Origin of the sequence: Sphingobacterium sp. UBA7249 (assembly GCF_002472835.1) — a bacterium.
Classification (GTDB): domain Bacteria; phylum Bacteroidota; class Bacteroidia; order Sphingobacteriales; family Sphingobacteriaceae; genus Sphingobacterium; species Sphingobacterium prati.
Genome location: NZ_DKST01000027.1, coordinates 146,843 through 164,244, shown reverse-complemented (window position 1 = coordinate 164,244; position 17,402 = coordinate 146,843). Strand labels below are relative to the sequence as shown.

At 40.7% G+C, this 17,402-nt stretch carries 17 protein-coding genes and 1 pseudogene; 12 read left to right on the top strand and 6 right to left on the bottom strand.

All coding sequences use genetic code 11. From position 1 onward, the window contains the following. Positions 1 to 278: 278 nt before the first annotated feature. Positions 279 to 698 carry a nucleoside-diphosphate kinase gene (locus B4A24_RS19520; RefSeq protein WP_077437233.1) on the top strand — a complete coding sequence of 140 codons (420 nt, stop codon included), beginning with the start codon at positions 279 to 281 and terminating at the stop codon, positions 696 to 698. A 488-nt stretch (positions 699 to 1,186) separates the two neighbouring features. Here the strand turns inward: B4A24_RS19520 and B4A24_RS23930 are convergent. The 3 genes and pseudogenes from B4A24_RS23930 to ruvX all read right to left on the bottom strand — a co-directional run. Beyond that, a pseudogene (locus tag B4A24_RS23930) lies at positions 1,187 to 1,486 on the bottom strand (SAM-dependent methyltransferase); the annotation flags it as partial. 333 nt (positions 1,487 to 1,819) lie between these two features. Continuing rightward, positions 1,820 to 2,248 carry an rRNA maturation RNase YbeY gene (ybeY, locus tag B4A24_RS19510; protein WP_172396024.1) on the bottom strand — a complete coding sequence of 143 codons (429 nt, stop codon included), beginning with the start codon at positions 2,246 to 2,248 and terminating at the stop codon, positions 1,820 to 1,822. A gap of 140 nt (positions 2,249 to 2,388) precedes the next feature. Continuing rightward, the gene (gene ruvX / locus B4A24_RS19505; RefSeq protein WP_293946651.1) at positions 2,389 to 2,802 is read right to left on the bottom strand and encodes a Holliday junction resolvase RuvX; all 414 of its coding nucleotides are present in this window, start codon (positions 2,800 to 2,802) and stop codon (positions 2,389 to 2,391) included. A gap of 260 nt (positions 2,803 to 3,062) precedes the next feature. Between ruvX and def the strand changes: the two genes are divergently transcribed. Continuing rightward, the gene (def, locus tag B4A24_RS19500) at positions 3,063 to 4,289 is read left to right on the top strand and encodes a peptide deformylase (protein ID WP_293946650.1); all 1,227 of its coding nucleotides are present in this window, start codon (positions 3,063 to 3,065) and stop codon (positions 4,287 to 4,289) included. Positions 4,290 to 4,410: 121 nt separating this feature from the next. Here def and B4A24_RS19495 read toward each other — a convergent pair whose 3' ends face one another. Beyond that, positions 4,411 to 5,400: an aspartate-semialdehyde dehydrogenase gene (locus tag B4A24_RS19495; protein WP_293946649.1), complete on the bottom strand. Its 990-nt coding sequence runs from the start codon at positions 5,398 to 5,400 to the stop codon at positions 4,411 to 4,413. A gap of 402 nt (positions 5,401 to 5,802) precedes the next feature. Here B4A24_RS19495 and B4A24_RS19490 point away from each other — a divergent pair, with 402 nt between their 5' ends. The 10 genes from B4A24_RS19490 (at position 5,803) to B4A24_RS19445 (ending at position 14,977) form a co-directional block, all read left to right on the top strand. Continuing rightward, entirely contained in the window at positions 5,803 to 6,750 is a 948-nt protein-coding gene (locus B4A24_RS19490) for an NAD-dependent epimerase/dehydratase family protein (protein ID WP_293946648.1), read from the top strand. A gap of 2 nt (positions 6,751 to 6,752) precedes the next feature. Then, entirely contained in the window at positions 6,753 to 7,478 is a 726-nt protein-coding gene (locus B4A24_RS19485) for a YebC/PmpR family DNA-binding transcriptional regulator (protein ID WP_121120973.1), read from the top strand. Positions 7,479 to 7,600: 122 nt separating this feature from the next. Beyond that, entirely contained in the window at positions 7,601 to 8,839 is a 1,239-nt protein-coding gene (locus tag B4A24_RS19480) for a hypothetical protein (protein WP_293946647.1), read from the top strand. Between the two features lie 65 nt (positions 8,840 to 8,904). Next, on the top strand, positions 8,905 to 9,648 hold the full coding sequence (locus tag B4A24_RS19475; protein ID WP_108634674.1) for a DeoR/GlpR family DNA-binding transcription regulator: 744 nt from the start codon (positions 8,905 to 8,907) through the stop codon (positions 9,646 to 9,648). 23 nt (positions 9,649 to 9,671) lie between these two features. Then, positions 9,672 to 11,132, top strand: a complete 1,461-nt coding sequence (locus B4A24_RS19470; protein WP_293946646.1) for a lipopolysaccharide biosynthesis protein — start codon at positions 9,672 to 9,674, stop codon at positions 11,130 to 11,132. After that, positions 11,133 to 12,008, top strand: coding sequence for a glycosyltransferase family 2 protein (locus B4A24_RS19465; RefSeq protein ID WP_293946645.1), 876 nt, complete (start codon positions 11,133 to 11,135; stop codon positions 12,006 to 12,008). Beyond that, the gene (locus B4A24_RS19460; RefSeq protein WP_293946644.1) at positions 12,009 to 12,923 is read left to right on the top strand and encodes a glycosyltransferase; all 915 of its coding nucleotides are present in this window, start codon (positions 12,009 to 12,011) and stop codon (positions 12,921 to 12,923) included. 2 nt (positions 12,924 to 12,925) lie between these two features. After that, positions 12,926 to 13,681 carry a glycosyltransferase family 2 protein gene (locus B4A24_RS19455; protein WP_293946643.1) on the top strand — a complete coding sequence of 252 codons (756 nt, stop codon included), beginning with the start codon at positions 12,926 to 12,928 and terminating at the stop codon, positions 13,679 to 13,681. Beyond that, positions 13,681 to 13,896, top strand: a complete 216-nt coding sequence (locus tag B4A24_RS19450; protein ID WP_046673143.1) for a DUF3820 family protein — start codon at positions 13,681 to 13,683, stop codon at positions 13,894 to 13,896. Before B4A24_RS19455 ends, B4A24_RS19450 begins: the two co-directional genes overlap by 1 nt. Before the next feature lie 94 nt (positions 13,897 to 13,990). Then, positions 13,991 to 14,977: a rhodanese-related sulfurtransferase gene (locus tag B4A24_RS19445; protein WP_293946642.1), complete on the top strand. Its 987-nt coding sequence runs from the start codon at positions 13,991 to 13,993 to the stop codon at positions 14,975 to 14,977. A gap of 65 nt (positions 14,978 to 15,042) precedes the next feature. On the opposite strand, the gene B4A24_RS19440 is transcribed toward B4A24_RS19445, so the two are convergent. Both B4A24_RS19440 and B4A24_RS19435 read right to left on the bottom strand, forming a co-directional pair. Next, positions 15,043 to 15,723, bottom strand: coding sequence for a DUF937 domain-containing protein (locus B4A24_RS19440; protein ID WP_293946641.1), 681 nt, complete (start codon positions 15,721 to 15,723; stop codon positions 15,043 to 15,045). Between the two features lie 147 nt (positions 15,724 to 15,870). Continuing rightward, on the bottom strand, positions 15,871 to 17,397 hold the full coding sequence (locus B4A24_RS19435) for a DUF5689 domain-containing protein (protein WP_293946640.1): 1,527 nt from the start codon (positions 17,395 to 17,397) through the stop codon (positions 15,871 to 15,873). Positions 17,398 to 17,402 lie beyond the last annotated feature (5 nt).

The window sequence follows — 17,402 nt, the reverse complement described above, 5'->3', positions numbered from 1 at the left end:
AACTTTAATGGGACAGCAATGAGATTTGTTTACAAATGATTTTTTATTTCTATTCCTCATCAATTGTAATATAGGATCGGTCAATTTCCCACGGCGGAAAAGATTCATAGGTGACTTAGCGCGTATTGCATGGATTCACTTCAACCAAACGAACCATTGTTTCACATGCATGATGTATCTTAAATTAACATACTTAGGCGAATAAATTGTTTTTATATAAGCCTAATTATATTGCATATAAAAAGCAATTTATCTAAGTTTGCAAAAAAATTAAAATAATGGCAACTAACAGAACTTTTACGATGATCAAGCCTGACGCAGTAGCGAACGGTCACATCGGTGCAATCTTAAACGATATTATTGCTGGTGGTTTCAAAATCATTGCAATGAAATACATTCAATTATCAAAAGAAACTGCTGGTGCATTTTACGCTGTGCACAAAGAACGTCCTTTCTACGGTGAATTGGTAGAATTCATGACTTCAGGTCCTATCGTTGCTGCAATCTTAGAAAAAGACAACGCAGTTGAAGATTTCCGTACATTAATCGGTGCTACGAATCCAGCGGATGCAGCTGAAGGTACAATCCGTAATAAATATGCTAAATCTATCGATGCTAACGCTATCCACGGATCTGATTCTGACGAAAACGCGGCTATCGAAGGTAACTTCTTCTTCTCTCAATTTGAAAGATTTTAGTCATTAGCAATACTATAAAAAAAGCGTTGTATAACAGTACAACGCTTTTTTTATGGATCATCGTTTTCTTATCTCCACATAAATCCACCAATCCTAAAAAAACGAAGGAATTTGTTGATCGCTGTTAGCGCCGGTTTCTTAATCTTCCATTTTAAACCACTTAAACCCGTTGGTGGAGCATCAAAATCTTGTACTGTAGCGTTACCCGTTCTCATATGAGTAGGCGGCTGCATTTTACGTTTCTCAACAACCAATATGCTGTCGTAATAATGTAAGGAATTGACCGAACGTGTAAACTCATTGACCTTTAGCCCCCGTTGTTCTGAATGATAGGCATTGATGTAATCAATAAAATTCTTACTGTATTCGATAAATGTGCCATTTCGCTTATGTCCACCACCATAAAAAACCTGATAAGAGGTATGCAGGTCTTCACATAGATAGACACCATCCTCTTTTACGTGCCCAAATAGTTCTTCAAAGGTAATAATCTGTTGCAGCATGGTATGCCCTCCATCATCGATCAGGATATCTATCGGGGGGATTGACTCTTTCACTTTGCGCAAGAATTTACGGTCTGACTGAGATCCGATAAATATCTCGACGTTCTCCTCTTCCAGTGCTTTGCAGTTGGGGTTGATATCTACCCCATAGATTTTTGCTTTATCGCCGAAATATTTCTTCCACATCTGGAGACTCCCACCCTGAAAGACCCCTATTTCCAGCACGACAATCTCTTTATCTTTGAATCGACGGAAATGACGATCATACACGTCGAAATAATGCATCCATTTGTTGATCAGCTTAGCATTGTTATTCCGGAAATATTCTTCTAATTCGTTCATATTAGACACTCTATAAATGGTTTAGACAATTTGTGTTTTGAAGCTAATTAAATATAATCGAAAAGTCAAGTTTTTTTGGCGGAAGAGGTTTGGGATATTCTGGTAGGATCAGAAATTTGATCCTACCTATCCGGAGAGATCTGAGACAGCAAATGACAGATCACTTGCATGAAGAAAATAAACGAGAAGCTGTCAGAAAGGAAAAGCACCGCCAGGAAGAATTGCATCCCTGAATGAGGCTCCGAAGGGTTAAGAAGAATAAGCTACAATAAAAAACTAGAAATTTCTTTTTCCTAGATATTCATCTTCCTTAGCCGTCATCTTTGCTTTATCCGCAGGCTTTTTGTCTGGATATCCACATAGATGCATGACACCGTGGATAATAACACGATGCAACTCATCCCGTTCAGCAACTTTAAATTTTTGTGCGTTCTCCTGAATACGTTCCACACTGATAAAAATATCACCGGCAATGGTATCTTCGTCTTCTGATGAATCAAAAGTCACAATATCCGTATAGGTATCGTGATTCAGATATTCCTTGTTAATTTCCAACAGATAGGCATCCGAACATAGAATAAAGCTCAATTCGCCAACCCGCTTAAATCCTTCACCTTTGATTGCATCAACGATCCATTGACGAATCTTTCCTTTTTCCTTTAGTTTGAAATCTATGTCCTCAGTAAAAAATAATATGTTTTTCATCTGTAACTAATTATTAATTGAGCGCACTGGGCCCGGTTTTCGATCCATCAGTTAGATGGATCTTATGATCATCAAATCGACATTTCCCCATCCATAAAGCTGTTATTTATCGTGAAAGAGGTCATGCCATGAATTCTTATTTAAAAACTTCGGCCATCCATATAGCTCTGCAAAATAATTGTCGCCGACACCGTGTCGATCAGACCTTTCTGTTGACGGTCTTTTTTCTTTTTGCCACTTTGGGCAATTGCCGCAGAGGCCATTTTCGAGGTGAAGCGTTCATCTATTTCCACAACCGGGATCGCCGGGTATATTTTTTTCAATTTGCGCATAAAGCCTACAACGTGCGAAGCTGATTCGGAGTCCGATCCATCCATTTGCCTGGGCTTGCCCACAACGAATGTTTCGATCTGCTCGGCTTGCAGGTAATCTGCCAAAAAGGTCCAGATATCCTGCGGATGTACTGTTGTCAGCGCCGTAGCAATAATCTGCATTGGATCGGTTACTGCAACCCCAATTCGTTTTGTACCATAATCAAATGCCATTAATCTCATGGACCTATCTTTTTTTACAAAAGTACAATTTAGATATGAGTATTGAGATACGCGTATTGAGATTCTGCTTGTACACACCATAGACCTATGAAGTGTCATGATTTTTTTATTTTTTACCCTGTAAAACTTCAATTCATTAAAAAAGCTATAACTTTGGTAGACTATTTAGGCGACAACCTTTGGTTTAATATTCAATTAGAATGTAACCGAATATGTATTGGCATACTCCGGTGGCGACCTAAGAAAGACAATTTATAGAGATGAGAAGAACAGTTATTGCCAGCCTTTTTGTTGCCTTTTGCCTATATGGCCATGCCCAGAGCAATTATGAGCAACAAATTTTAACGCAGCGTAAGGAAAAAGCTTTAGAATTAGCCAAGGAACAATTTGGTCCATTAAAAGCAGAACAAGTGGCCGCTTTAGATTACTTTGCTGTAAGTCCAAACTATAGGGTTAAAGCAAAGGTAGAGGTCTTATTTGATGAACCAGTGTTTCGTATGCCTACTTATGATGGTACAAGCAATGAATATAAACGTTATGCAATTGTGACATTTCCACTGAATGGAGCAGAAAGAACATTGAATATTTACCAAAGTGTAGCTTTATTTCAAAACCCTGCCTACAAAAAACATTTATTTTTACCATTTTTAGACCAGACAAACGGCCAGGAGAGTTATAGTGGTGGGCGATATATCGACCTGTCCACAGATGACATCAAAGGCAGTACCATTGAAATAGATTTTAATAAGGCTTACAATCCTTATTGTGCTTACAGCAATGGGTATCGTTGTCCAGTTCCCCCAGTTGAAAACAATTTAGAAACAAAAATTATGGCAGGAGAAAAAGCCTTTCATAAAGCAAAAAATGAACGGCCTGTCAACCTGAATGGCGGACAGGAATTTACAGAAGCTGATAAGAAAATTATTTTATCAGGCAATGAAAGCACGCTCCTTCGTGTATTGCAAACCACCGATGAAAAAGATTTAAAGGTATTGAAAGCAACAAGCAGTGATGTGAAATATAATGACCCACTGCTGGAAACACTGTCAAAGCGCATGTTCGCCACAGTTCGCGATCCGAACCATCCTGGCGTGGGTATAGCCGCTCCCCAAATTGGCATCAACAAAAATCTAATTTGGGTACAACGGTTTGACAAACCCGAACAACCCTTTGAGTTTTATATCAATCCCAAAATTCTATGGCGTTCGAAGCTAAAAAGGAAGGGTGCCGAGGGCTGTCTTTCCATCCCCAACCGCAAAGAAGATGTGTTGCGGAGCTATTCAATCCGTTTACAGTATATCAACAAGGATGGAAAAGTGATTGAAGAGAATATTGAGGGCTTTACCGCAGTAATCTTCCAGCATGAAACGGATCACCTCTTTGGCATATTATTTCCTGACCGCCTGGAAGAACAGGAAAAAGAGAACTACGTACCATTGAATGATAAAATTGATTTCTCCATTTTGCCGAAGACCTTGACACCATAGGTTCAAAATGTATTGAACCTTCAGGAAGCACTTGGACAATGACAAGTCTGCCATGTGCGATTAACAAAGAGCCCCCATGAACTGCTTCATGGGGGCTCAATTATAATGGAATCTATATGCGTTAGATCAACCCTTTTTCTGCCAATAGTTCAGCAACCTGAACAGCATTTGTCGCTGCGCCTTTGCGCAAATTGTCAGCCACTACCCACATATTAAGGGTATTTGGTTGAGATTCATCACGACGTATACGTCCCACAAAAACCTCATCTCGACCATGTGCGTCTTTTGGCATCGGATATTGAAGAGAAGCTGGATCGTCGACAACAATACAGCCGCTTTGAGCAGCTAATGCAGCACGTACATCATCTAAATCAAAGTCATTTTCAAATTCGATATTTAATGATTCGGAGTGCCCGCCCATCACTGGGATACGTACAGTTGTCGCTGTTACTTTGATCGAATCATCACGCATGATCTTGTTTGTTTCCAAAATCATTTTCATTTCCTCCTTGGTGTAACCATTCTCCTGAAACACGTCAATATGCGGAATGACATTTAAGTCAATCTGATAAGGATAAGCTTTTTCGCCGTCTTTACCTGCGCGTTCATCCATCAGCTGGTTAACAGCTTTTACCCCAGTACCTGTTACGGACTGATAAGTCGAAACAACGACACGTTTAATTTTATATTTATCATGTAATGGTTTTAACGCCACTACCATTTGAATGGTTGAACAATTTGGATTTGCAATAATCTTATCATCAGCAGATAATACATCGCCGTTTACTTCCGGAACGACCAATTTCTTCGTCGGATCCATACGCCATGCCGACGAATTGTCAATAACAGTAATTCCAGCTTCCGCAAACTTCGGTGCAAACTCCTTAGAGGTATCGCCTCCTGCAGAGAACAATGCAACATCAGGTTTCAAAGCAATAGCCTCAGATGGTGTAACCACCTTATACTTCTTTCCCTTGAATTCAATTTCCTTACCCTTACTGCGCTCTGAAGCTACCGGAATTAATTCTGTTACTGGGAAATTTCGCGCCGCCAACACGGTTAGCATCTCAGTACCTACAAGGCCTGTTGCGCCGACTACTGCCACTTTCATTTTTGTCTGTGTTTAAATTGTATATAAAATTTGTTATTTGATTTGTTTTAGTTGATTCTTGAAGAATGAATTCTTCAAATTTAAAAAATATTCCGTAATTACGCTATTAAAATAATAAAATATACCTCATTCTACTAAAAAAGTCACAACAGTTCCATTTTGTTCGTCCTAATAACATAAACTATCGCGCCTTACCGACCCTGTTTGTCATAAAAAATTGAAGTTACGACAATTCAAAAAAAATAAAAATTTTCGCCGCTCGTTCAAAAAAAAAGAACAAACGATTGAAACGGTTTAAAATCTCATAAAAACTGCGCCAAGAGTCTATAAATTAACATTTTTAGAGGACCGTCCTTGACACCAGACAGTTGCTAGATACTGAAAAGCCTTTATATTTGCATCATGAAAGAAAGCATTATTATCATTGGTGCAAACGGCCAAATCGGTACTGAATTGGCAATCGCTCTGCGTAAAAAATTTGGTGCAGAAAATGTTGTCACCACAGACATCAGAGAACCACAAACAAAAAGCCCCGACGAAAATTTTGAAATTGCAAATGTACTTGACAAAAATGGTCTCGACATATTGTTTCAAAAATATAAACCTACTCAAGTATATTTATTGGCAGCGATGCTTTCTGCAACAGGCGAAAAATATCCTGAAAAAGCCTGGGAGCTTAATATGAATGGATTGCTCAACGTGCTTGACCTTGCAGTTACGTATAAAGTTTCAAGAATATTCTGGCCAAGTTCGATTGCTGTCTTTGGTCCCCATTCGCCAAAGGAGAATACAGCGCAATACTGCGTCATGGATCCCAATACAATCTACGGCATCAGTAAGCTTGCAGGTGAACGCCTTATCGAATGGTATCAGGAGCACCGCGGATTGGATATCCGTAGCGTAAGATACCCGGGTATTATCTCCTGGAAGACCGAACCGGGAGGCGGAACAACAGATTATGCTGTTGATATCTTTTACGAAGCATTAAAAACGGGCAGCTACGAATGTTTCCTCTCCGAAAATACAGCATTACCCATGTTATATATGGAAGATGCCATCCGCGGCACACTTGAGCTGATGGATGCACCACAGGAGAGCTTGAGTATCCGCCACAGCTATAACCTTGGTGGTATTACATTTACTCCGAAAGAACTCGCACAAGAAATTAAAAAAATTCTTCCTAATTTTGCAATCTCTTACGTAGCGAACGACCCAAGACAACAGATTGCCGATTCATGGCCTGCAAGTCTGGATGATTCATACGCAAGCAAAGACTGGAACTGGAAGCCAGAATTTGACATCCAGAAGATGACAGTCGATATGATTGAAAATCTTAAAAACAAAATATAACAATGGGAAGAGCTTTCGAATTCAGAAAAGAGCGGAAATTCAAACGCTGGGCTAAGATGGCCGTGCAATTTACACGTTTAGGTAAAGAGATCGCTATGGCGGTTAAAGAAAGCGGCCCGCACCCTGAAACCAACTCGAGACTTCGCACGGCAATACATAATGCTAAGGCTGTAAACATGCCTAAAGATCGTATCGAAGCAGCTATCAAACGTGCTTCAGAGAAAGATTCAAAAGGCTATGAAGAATATGTATATGAGGGTTATGGCCCACATGGTGTTCCGGTTTTGATCGAAACAGCGACAGACAATACCAACCGTACCGTCGGAAATATCCGCAGCTATTTTACAAAAGCTGGTGGTTCATTGGGAAAAACAGGATCCTTGGATTTTATTTTCAATCGCAAATCTATTTTCCGTTTTGCAGCTACAGATGAATTGGATCTCGAAGAATTGGAACTAGAACTCATCGATGGTGGGTTGGAAGAATTATACGTTGAAGCTGATGAAGAAGGCAATGATGTTGCCGTAGTACAGACTTCTTTTGAAGATTTTGGTAATATGCAAAAATTACTGGAAGAGAAGGGTATCGAAGTAACCTCAGCAAAATTGGAGCGTATTGCTTTATCACACTCTGACATTACAGAAGAACAAGCTGCTGATGTATTGAAGATGATTGATAAAATCGAAGAGGATGACGACGTACAGGCTGTATACCATAACATGGCATAGGCCGACTATCTCAAAAAAACAACTAAAAAGAGCGCTGGTCGCTCTTTTTTTATTGAAATGCCTCTCAGCTCCGTCAGAAAAATTACTACATTTGTAATAGACTATATCAAACTCATAACAGGATGACTTTTGAAGAATTTTTCACGAAAAAGAAAATTGATTTAAAAGCTTTAAAAGCTGCAGATGAACCCTTATTTGAAGAGTTCAAAGCACACTATTCTGCGATGGGAGAGAAAAGCTTTGATCATAGCAAGAAGTTTTGGTTCAACAAGCTTCGGAAGAGCTTCCATCTAACGGCAGAAGAAGTGGTGGTCGTCAAAAAACCGATCCAAACAGATCCTGTTGAGACGGCTCCGGCCGCAACGGATGCCACTGCCACAAAACCCGCAGGTTTCAAACCGCGATTTAAAGCACCGGCCCCGTCTGAGCCCTCCAATCAAAAGGTGGAACCTAAAACAGAACCATCGACAACACCTTCAGAAGCGACTGATAGCGCAGTAACAGAAACACCGAAGCCAGCTGGGTTTAAGCCCCGTTTTAAGCCAGGTGTCACTAAAAGTGCAGAGCCAACGGAAGAAACGGCTGCACCTAAAGGTTCGTCAGCGGAATCGGCTCCAGAAACGCCGAAGCCCACGGGATTCAAACCACGATTCAAGCCAGGCGTGACAAAAACCGCAGCACCTGAACAGTCAGCACCTTTGGAAGAAAATCCAGTAACACCTTCAGAGACGACGGCCCCTGCGCCAGCTGAAACTGCCAAGCCAACTGGGTTCAAACCACGGTTCAAAGCGGGCGTAACAAAAACAGAAAGTGCAGATGCTGCTACAGTTCCCTCAATTGAAGGTACAAACACGCAACCGACAGCTGAATCAGATCAACTAATACCATCAGCTGCTGTTGAAAGTAATGCAGCGACAACGCATTCCACCTCGGAACCCTCAAAGCCAACTGGATTTAAACCACGATTCAAAGCCGGCGTCACAAAAACAGCTACACCTGAACAATCAGCCCCTTTGGAAGAAAATACAGTGACGCCATCAGAGGTGACACCCCCAACAGCGGCTGAAACCACCAAGCCAACTGGATTTAGACCACGATTCAAAGCCGGCGTCACAAAAACAGGAAGTACGGATTCTACACAGGCGGTAACTCCTCCAACAACAGCCATCAGTGCGAAGCCGACAGCTGAACCCGTCCCACAAGCAGCACCAACAATAACGGAAGGCAACACAACCAATCACCCTGTTGAGCCACAACAGCACGATGATACTGCGCAGGAACAGGCAGCGGCAAACAAACCGAAAGGATTTAAACCTCGCTTCAAAGCGGGATTAACAAAAATTGATAAAAAGGAAGAATAATTTTCACTACATTTAAACTGATTTTTTTCAATTAGTTTAAAAATTCCGATTAAAACCAAAGACCAATGTTAAAGGAAGAAAGACAAGCATTTATTATACATCAGATCAATCTACATAACAAAGTTTTATCTTCAGATTTAAGTGTTCAACTCAATGTGTCAGAAGATACCATCAGACGAGACCTGAATGAGCTTGCAGAAAACGGCAAAGTTTTAAAAGTCTATGGTGGGGCACTTTCCAAGTCCTTTCAATTTCCTTTCCAGGACGGAAATGTCTACGCAAAAGAAGCGAAGAAAGAAATTGCAAAAAAGGCCAGCACCTTGATCTCCAATGGCATGACAGTACTCGTAGGCGGCGGAACGACCTTGATCGAGCTGGCTCGGACAATTCCAGATCATCTTCAATGTACCTTTTTCACCATCAGTCCACTAGTCGCATTGGAACTCGCCGAGAAACCGAACCTTGAAGTGATCTTGGTAGGCGGAAAGCTTTCACGTAATACAAATATTGTGTCAGGCGCACAGGTAGCCAATGAATTAGCAGATTTAAAGGTAGACCTCTGTCTATTAGGAACCAACTCACTCTCTGTAGAGGACGGAGTTACTGACTCCGACTGGGAGGTGGTGCAGATCAAACGCGCAATGATCAAATGCTCCAAAAAGGTTGCTATACTCAGTATTGCAGAAAAACTTAATTCCGTCCAGAAGATGAAAGTGGTACCGTTACGTGATATTTCCTATTTGATTACTGATATCAATCCGACTGATGTTTCCTTAAAAGAATTTGCGAATACAATTGCAATACTTTAATATTGCCGCTCATTTAATTTAGCATGTCATCGCAAACGGAAAATGACTCTTTAAAATCAAAAACAACAAAAGGACTGCTATGGGGTGGTATGGCCAGTATTATCCAGCAGTTTTTGGGATTCGGTTTCGGCATTCTACTCAATCGTAAACTAACGGCTGAAGATTACGGTCTAGTAGCCATGATTACCATATTCTCTGTTCTGGCCTCGGCATTCCAAGAAAGTGGGTTTGTGTATGGGATTGTCAATAAAAAAGAAGTGCAGCATAAAGATTACAATGCCGTATTCTGGACAAGTGTTGGAATAGGCACATTTATTTATATTGCATTATTCTTTTCAGCCCCCCTCATTGCCCTGTACTACAACCAGCCGGTACTTGTTGAACTCAGTCGGTTCACCTTTCTTTCCTTTTGGTTAGGAAGTTTCGGGATTGCTCATAACGCTTATCTTTTCCGGAATTTAAAGATTAAGGAAAGGGTGATCACAGGAACCTTCGCCCTGGTCGCATCGAACATCCTCGGTGTTTATTTGGCCTATAAAGATTACTCCTATTGGGCCTATGCCATACAAATTGTATCGTATAGCGGCTTTAATATGCTTGGATTTTGGTATTACTCTAAATTCAGACCAACTTTTGAATTCGACTTCAGCCCAATTCGCGATATTTTAGGGTTTAGCAGTAAAATTTTGGTCACTAATATCTTTATCAATATTAATAAAAATATTTATGCTGCAGTGTTGGGCCGTCATTATTCTGCCGAAGCATTAGGATATACCGTCAACCCCAATAGATGGAGCATTATGGCGCAAAATATCCTGACCAACATGGTTAATAATGTCACACAGCCTATTCTTCGAGAAATAGAAGACGATAAAGATCGACAACTTCGGGTATTTCGCAAACTCATCTCCTTTACGGCTTTCTTGGCGTTCCCGATGTTATTGGGACTGACAACGGTGGCACAAGATTTCATTACAATAGCAATTACCGAAAAATGGGAACAAAGCGCCATATTTCTTCAGATTTTCTGTATTGGTGCAGCGTTCGATTCGGTCAGCAACGTCTTCTCCAACCTGATTATCAGCAAAGGGAAATCTCAGGTCTATATGCGCAATATCGTTGCTTTCGGCTTACTTCAAATTGCAATTTTAGTCTTCGGCAAATCGCTTGGCCTCGAAATGCTAATTGCACTAACTTCCGGATTAAATGCCCTATGGATATTTGTCTGGTACGCTTCGGCCAAACCTTATATGACTTATTCGTTCAGCTATCTAGTTCAAGATGTTTTTTCATATGCTATATTAGCTGCCGTAAGCTGTCTTGCTGCACATTATTCCACCGCATCCATCGCTAATCTTTATCTTCGATTTGCAAGTACAATTGGTGTCGCTGTATGTACATATATCGTCGTCAATAGAGTCTTTAAACCAGGTATTTTACTTGAACTATTTAATTATTTTCTCACCGTTATCCGAAAAAAATAGATGGCCAAGATTCTTACCATAATCGTTTCTTATAATTTTGAGTCGTGGATTCACAGATGCTTACCCAGCTTATTAGCATCAAGCCATCAAACGGACATCCTCGTTATAGATAATAATTCGAGGGATAATACCACAGATATCATCAAAGAAACTTACCCTACGGTCAGACTCATCGAAAGCACAGAAAACCTTGGCTTCGGAAAGGCCAACAACCTGGGGTTAGCCATCGCGCTGGAGGAAGGCTATGACTATGCATTTTTGGTCAATCAGGATGCCTGGATAGATCAGAATTGTATTGCCCGCCTAATCGAAGTAAACACCGCAAACATTGGTATTATATCCCCCATTCACTACGATGGCACGGGAGAAAAACTTGACCATGGGTTCTCTGTCTATACACAAAATACCCGGCTTGAAAACTCCTATCGGACCTGTTCATTCGTCAATGCCGCCTTTTGGCTGATTCCAAAGTCCGTTATCAAAAAAGTCGGTGGGTTCTCCCCCATCTTTTTCCATTATGGAGAAGATAAAGACTATGCCAACCGCATCCATTATTATGGATTACACATTGTACTTGCCGAGGGGGCAAAGGCGTACCACGACAGACAGCAACGCCAGGTAGATAGAAAAGCTTTTCTAAAGAGCGAATTTGTTTACCACCTGACTGAGTATTGCAATATCAATTATACATTTAAAAAAGCCTTTTCCATGGCCATACTGGCTAGTGTAAAGAAAATGCTCGTTTCTTTATCCAAAGGTCGTATTTTTGAAACAAGAAATTATTTCGCTATTGCTTTTAGGCTATTGGGTAAAACCGGAGAAGTGCGTCATACCCGTCAGGCCAATAAAAGAGCATCTAACAAAATTTTCTCATAGATGAACAGTCCTGCTCCCGTTTTACTCTTTGTGTATAATCGGCCATCGCATACACTAAAAACACTTTCTGCACTTGAGAAAAACAAACTTGCAGACCAAACGACTGTATATATTTATTCAGATGCAGCAAAGGACGAACGCGCGATCGGAGCCGTTGAAGAGGTGCGTAAGATCATCAAGAACCCTTGGAATTTCAGAAAAATTGAGCTTGTTGAGCGCGATAAAAATTGGGGCTTGGCGGCTAATGTCATCGATGGCGTCACGAAGGTAGTACGTGAACATGGGCAGATTATCGTTTTAGAAGACGACCTTGAAACATCAGCATTTGCACTCGATTATTTTAATAAGGCGTTGGATCTGTATAAAGACAACGAGCAGGTAATGCAGATCAGTGGCTACGGTTATCCTGTTCAAAACTTAAACGCACTTCCCGAAACGTTTTTCTTTCGAGTCGCCAATAGCTGGGGCTGGGCAACATGGGATCGTGCGTGGCAACATTTTAACCCCGACATAGATGAGCTTGTTGCCGATTTTTCGGAGGAACAGATTCACCAATTCAGTATTGAAGGAAAAGAGAACTTTTGGAAACAGGTACAGGAACTTCGCAGCGGAAAGATCAACTCCTGGGCAATCCGGTGGTACGCTTCGGTATTCAAAAAAAATGGACTAGTTTTGTATCCGAGGAATTCGATGACACAGAATATCGGCAATGACGGTTCGGGCACCCATACGGCTGCAGAATCAACCTATCAAATTAGGTTGGCAGATTATCCTATCACTTATTTTCCAACGGAAATAGTGGAGAATAGGCAGGCCTATGATGCTATCAAACATTTCTATGCACATCGGAAAGGTTCTTTACTCAGGCGGGGCATCCGGTTCCTCAAGAAAAAAATTAACGAATTCAATAAATAGACATGGCTGCTCATCCAAAATTTTCAATCATCACTGTCGTTTACAATAATGTGCGGGATATTGAGCACACCATTACATCGGTTGTTAACCAGACTTACGATAATATTGAATACATCGTCATTGACGGGGAATCATCCGATGGCACCTTAGCGGTTATTCACAAATATCAGAACAAAATTGCGGTTTTATTATCTGAAAAAGACAAGGGAATTTACGATGCGATGAACAAAGGCCTTACTTTGGCTACAGGTGATTATGTTCTTTTTCTGAATTCAGGAGATGAAATATACGATCTTAATAGCATCGAAAACTTAGCGAAACTCAGTAATGATGCCGATATCCTCTACGGTGAAACAATCCTGATAGACGAGGACAGAAATATTATTGGTGAGCGAAGACATAAGGTACCGGCAAATTTTGACTGGAAGAGCTTTCGCTATGGCATGAATATCTGTCATCAGGCGATCTATATCAAGCGAAGTATTACAGAACCCTATGACCTCAATTACAAACTATGCGCAGATATAGATTGGGTCATTCGCTGTGCTAAAAAGGCAAATAAATCTGTTAATGCGCATCAATATGTAGCGCGTTATCTCGTTGGCGGGATGTCAAAACAGAAACATAAGGAGTCGCTAAAAGAACGCTTCGCCATCTTCAAACACTATTACGGTGCCATTCCCAACTTATTCAATCACGGAATCATCGCTTTAAAAGCGATCTGGTACCGCATTAATTACGGTAAACCCCAAGACTAATGCTAAATCCTGAAATCCTAACGGAACTTGTTACTGTTAAGATGCCTTTCGGCAAATATCAAGGTTACACGTTGTGTAATCTCCCGGAGCCCTATTTGGTCTGGTACAATCAAAAAGGATTTCCCAAGGGCAAATTAGGCCAACAACTGGCCACACTGTACGAGATCAAGCTAAATGGGCTGGAATACCTCCTAGAGCCTTTGAAGAAAAGGTGACGAAGGTCATTTTCATCCATTTATTATTTTTCGTAGCTTTGCAGTGAATTTATTTTTGCATTAAACGCCGTTTGCAGCGGTATCAATGAATATCATGACACAATATCAAACATTGCTGTACTATTGTTACAGCCCTATCGAAAACGCAGAACAATTTGCGGCTGATCACCTTGAATTTTGTAAATCACTTGACTTAGTAGGACGTATCATCGTCGCTGACGAAGGCTTGAATGGTACTGTTTCGGGCACTGCTGAAGCATGTCAGCAGTATATGGATGCAATTTATGCGGATGGTCGTTTTAACAAAACAGAATTTAAAATCGATCATGTTGAAGAGCCCTCTTTTATCAAGATGCATTGCCGTTATAAGGCTGAAATCGTGCATTCCGGTTTAAGAGACCCTAAAGAAATCGATCCAAACCGCCAAACAGGTGTGCATCTGGAGCCAAAAGATTTCTTGGCGATGAAAGACCAGGACGATGTGGTCGTCTTAGATGTGCGCTCAAATTACGAACATAGTGTAGGTCGCTTTAAAAATGCAGTGACTTTGGACATTGATAATTTCCGCGAGTTTCCAGAAAAGATCAAAGAACTGGAACAATATAGAGGAAAAAAAATATTGACGTATTGTACGGGCGGTATCAAATGTGAAAAAGCTTCTGCCTTATTATTAAAAGAAGGATTTGAAGATGTCTACCAATTACACGGCGGGATCATTAAATATGGCAAAGAAGCGGGTGGCGAAGATTTCGAAGGACAGTGCTATGTATTTGACAATCGTGTCACAGTCGATGTTAACTCGGTCAACCCATCTGTGGTATCAACCTGTTTCAATTGTGGTAAACAGACAACCAAGATGATCAACTGCGCTAATCCGGTATGTAATGAGCATTTTACCCAATGTGATGAATGTGGCTGGGAAATGGACGGCTGTTGTTCGGATGCCTGTAAGGAAAGTCCGAATAAACGGAAATACGATGGAACCGGCTATTATGTCAAAGTTCCGCAACCGGTTAATATAGAAAAAATCAGCAAGAGAAAACACAAAAATTTTCCTCCTAAGGTGAAGGTCGAAGATTAATGCAATAAAGCATAAAAAAGTCGGGAACTGGTCAATTCCCGACTTTTTTATGCTGTTAGATTGCCTTACTTCGCAAACATTCCTGCGATTGAATCGAGGATATTTCCTTTGGATTGGCCATCATTGCTCTTGTCAAAGAAGCTACCGGCCAAACCGCCCAACATATCAGTCATACTACCACCGGCAGAAGCCTGTGCCGTTTCTTGTGCGGGCTCTTCCTGTCCACCACCTAAAAATGAACCAAGGATCCCCCCTAGCATACCGCCACCTGCGCCTTGCTGTCCGCCACCACCTAAAACAGAACCAATCAGATCACCAATACCACCGCTACTAGATGCCTGTTTTTGTTGACCTAGATATCCCATGACAATAGGCGCGAGTGTTGCCAAAACACCAGTTACCTGAGTAGAACTGATACCAGCTTTATCGGCAATATTCTGTGTCACTACTTCTGTATTTTGGCCAAACATATGGTTGACAATCTTGTTCCCGTCGTCAGATCCACCCTGACCAAATAAATCACCTATCTTATCGAAAATACCGCCACCGCTATGTTGATCGATTGCTTTATCAATATTTTCTGACTGACCTTTGTTTTTCGCATTATAATTCAATGCTGCGATCATTAAAGGAACAGCCGCCGCAACAATCCATTTTGCTTTGGATTCACTGACGCCTGTCATTTTGGAAATAGCTTCTATTGCTTTCGAGCCAACTCCACCTGTAACTAAGTCTGTTAAGTTCATAAGTCTTCGTTTATAGTTATGATGAAGATAACGAAAATTTATCTTGATTTGGACAAATTTTTGCACAAATCTTGACATCAATAAGATCTTATAAACGTGTTAATTCTTTATAATTAATCACAAAACGGAGCCTAGGCTCCGTTTTTATTACTCTTCAATTTTAGTAGAAAACTCATTTTCGATTTCGCTTAGTGTAGATGCCTTTGTCATCTCTATATTATTTTGAGAACGAGCAGAAGTCCACCTAGCCAAAGAAGTGTTATATACCCCACCAAGGCTAACAAAATAGCCAACGTCTGCCGTATTATATTTTAGGAAAATATTGTTAGTTCCTGCCATAAAAAACGGTTGTGGTTTTAGTGATAATGGATCGATAACATCATAATAATCGTTATTTGTAATACGGTAACCTCTAGTCCCATCAGTCAATGCTCCCCCGCCAGAATTATACATTACGTCTACTGGTTTGGTCGATTCGGTCACTGCTGTCGTATTGAACACGGCTATACCGAATGCGTTTCCACTATTAGCCATCAAACCGCCAGTTTTATTCCCGATACCATCAAAACCATCATTTGCAACATAATCATAATTCAGAAGCCATTTAGCGTTAGAAATATTTGTTGAACTGGAACCGTTAATTAACCTATATTTACCACCTACATAAAAATACTCCCCTTTTGTAACCGTTCCGGAGGTAATATTTAACTTATACGTCCGCATTCCTCCAGTAGCCCACCCTTTTGCCGGAACACCTGTTGGCGTAGATGCATTCGCATTATTACTCACAATAATCGAATAAGGAGTCTTTCCAAAATCAATGTCTTCTATTGCTAAAAGTTGAATATATTCATAATTTCCATCGCTCCCCTTGACATCACTTACAAACCCAGCTATTGCTACGGGCGTGTGTTCGATTACTGAGCTCAATTCTTGAATATCCGATTCTCTACGCAAAACTTCGTAGGGAACGAGATTACCCTCAGTGCCAACCTTATTAAAGATCACACCAAAATAATTTGCTAATACACTTAAATTCCTTTTCGCAAATTTGGCTGACGATTTTGTCACCAAGCTCAAATTTCCAAAGCCATCGTTTAGTGTTTTCTGTCCTTCGAGAATATCTCCCGCTGCTGGCAATGGATTAAAGCCTCCTTTTACAATTGCTACCAAAGTGCTTTCATACTTATCTGGATTTGCCAAAATGTCTTTCGCAGTAACTCGATTATTAGGAATTGGTCTGTCCGAAGCTATTTTCACAATATTGGATTCGGCAACATTCTTTAGCTGAAGAATTCCATCTTCTCGTGTGAGTTCACTTCCCACGATATTAATTTCCAAAGAATCTCCAATCACGTAATTTTCCGCTGCCTTGCCTAGGGGTATTGTTATTCCCCGAAGTTGGTTCAAACGTCTACGATCCTGGAGGACCAAATATCCTTCCGGAAAGTTACCTTCCCGATGATCTGAAATAACTACCCCCGCAATCCTTGTGGAACCATCTAAATTATCTTGCGTTATCTTTACAGGCTGCCCTTTATAGATACTCCTGACATCAAAAATCCCAATATATGAACTTACTACCCCTCCTGGGTAATTTCCATCTTTGCTACAGGAACCAAGAGCTAAAGCGCCCATGAATCCCATTATTATGTAAAGAATATATTTCTTCATTGTCT

Coding starts and splice junctions, on each gene's coding strand:
- B4A24_RS19435 (WP_293946640.1), bottom strand. CDS start 17,397: ATGAAGAAATATATTCTTTACATAATAATGGGATTCATGGGCGCTTTA.
- B4A24_RS19475 (WP_108634674.1), top strand. CDS start 8,905: ATGTTAAAGGAAGAAAGACAAGCATTTATTATACATCAGATCAATCTA.
- B4A24_RS19520 (WP_077437233.1), top strand. CDS start 279: ATGGCAACTAACAGAACTTTTACGATGATCAAGCCTGACGCAGTAGCG.
- B4A24_RS19440 (WP_293946641.1), bottom strand. CDS start 15,723: ATGAACTTAACAGACTTAGTTACAGGTGGAGTTGGCTCGAAAGCAATA.
- def (WP_293946650.1), top strand. CDS start 3,063: ATGAGAAGAACAGTTATTGCCAGCCTTTTTGTTGCCTTTTGCCTATAT.
- B4A24_RS19480 (WP_293946647.1), top strand. CDS start 7,601: ATGACTTTTGAAGAATTTTTCACGAAAAAGAAAATTGATTTAAAAGCT.
- B4A24_RS19455 (WP_293946643.1), top strand. CDS start 12,926: ATGGCTGCTCATCCAAAATTTTCAATCATCACTGTCGTTTACAATAAT.
- ybeY (WP_172396024.1), bottom strand. CDS start 2,248: ATGAAAAACATATTATTTTTTACTGAGGACATAGATTTCAAACTAAAG.
- B4A24_RS19485 (WP_121120973.1), top strand. CDS start 6,753: ATGGGAAGAGCTTTCGAATTCAGAAAAGAGCGGAAATTCAAACGCTGG.
- ruvX (WP_293946651.1), bottom strand. CDS start 2,802: ATGAGATTAATGGCATTTGATTATGGTACAAAACGAATTGGGGTTGCA.
- B4A24_RS19470 (WP_293946646.1), top strand. CDS start 9,672: ATGTCATCGCAAACGGAAAATGACTCTTTAAAATCAAAAACAACAAAA.
- B4A24_RS19490 (WP_293946648.1), top strand. CDS start 5,803: ATGAAAGAAAGCATTATTATCATTGGTGCAAACGGCCAAATCGGTACT.
- B4A24_RS19460 (WP_293946644.1), top strand. CDS start 12,009: ATGAACAGTCCTGCTCCCGTTTTACTCTTTGTGTATAATCGGCCATCG.
- B4A24_RS19495 (WP_293946649.1), bottom strand. CDS start 5,400: ATGAAAGTGGCAGTAGTCGGCGCAACAGGCCTTGTAGGTACTGAGATG.
- B4A24_RS19450 (WP_046673143.1), top strand. CDS start 13,681: ATGCTAAATCCTGAAATCCTAACGGAACTTGTTACTGTTAAGATGCCT.
- B4A24_RS19465 (WP_293946645.1), top strand. CDS start 11,133: ATGGCCAAGATTCTTACCATAATCGTTTCTTATAATTTTGAGTCGTGG.
- B4A24_RS19445 (WP_293946642.1), top strand. CDS start 13,991: ATGACACAATATCAAACATTGCTGTACTATTGTTACAGCCCTATCGAA.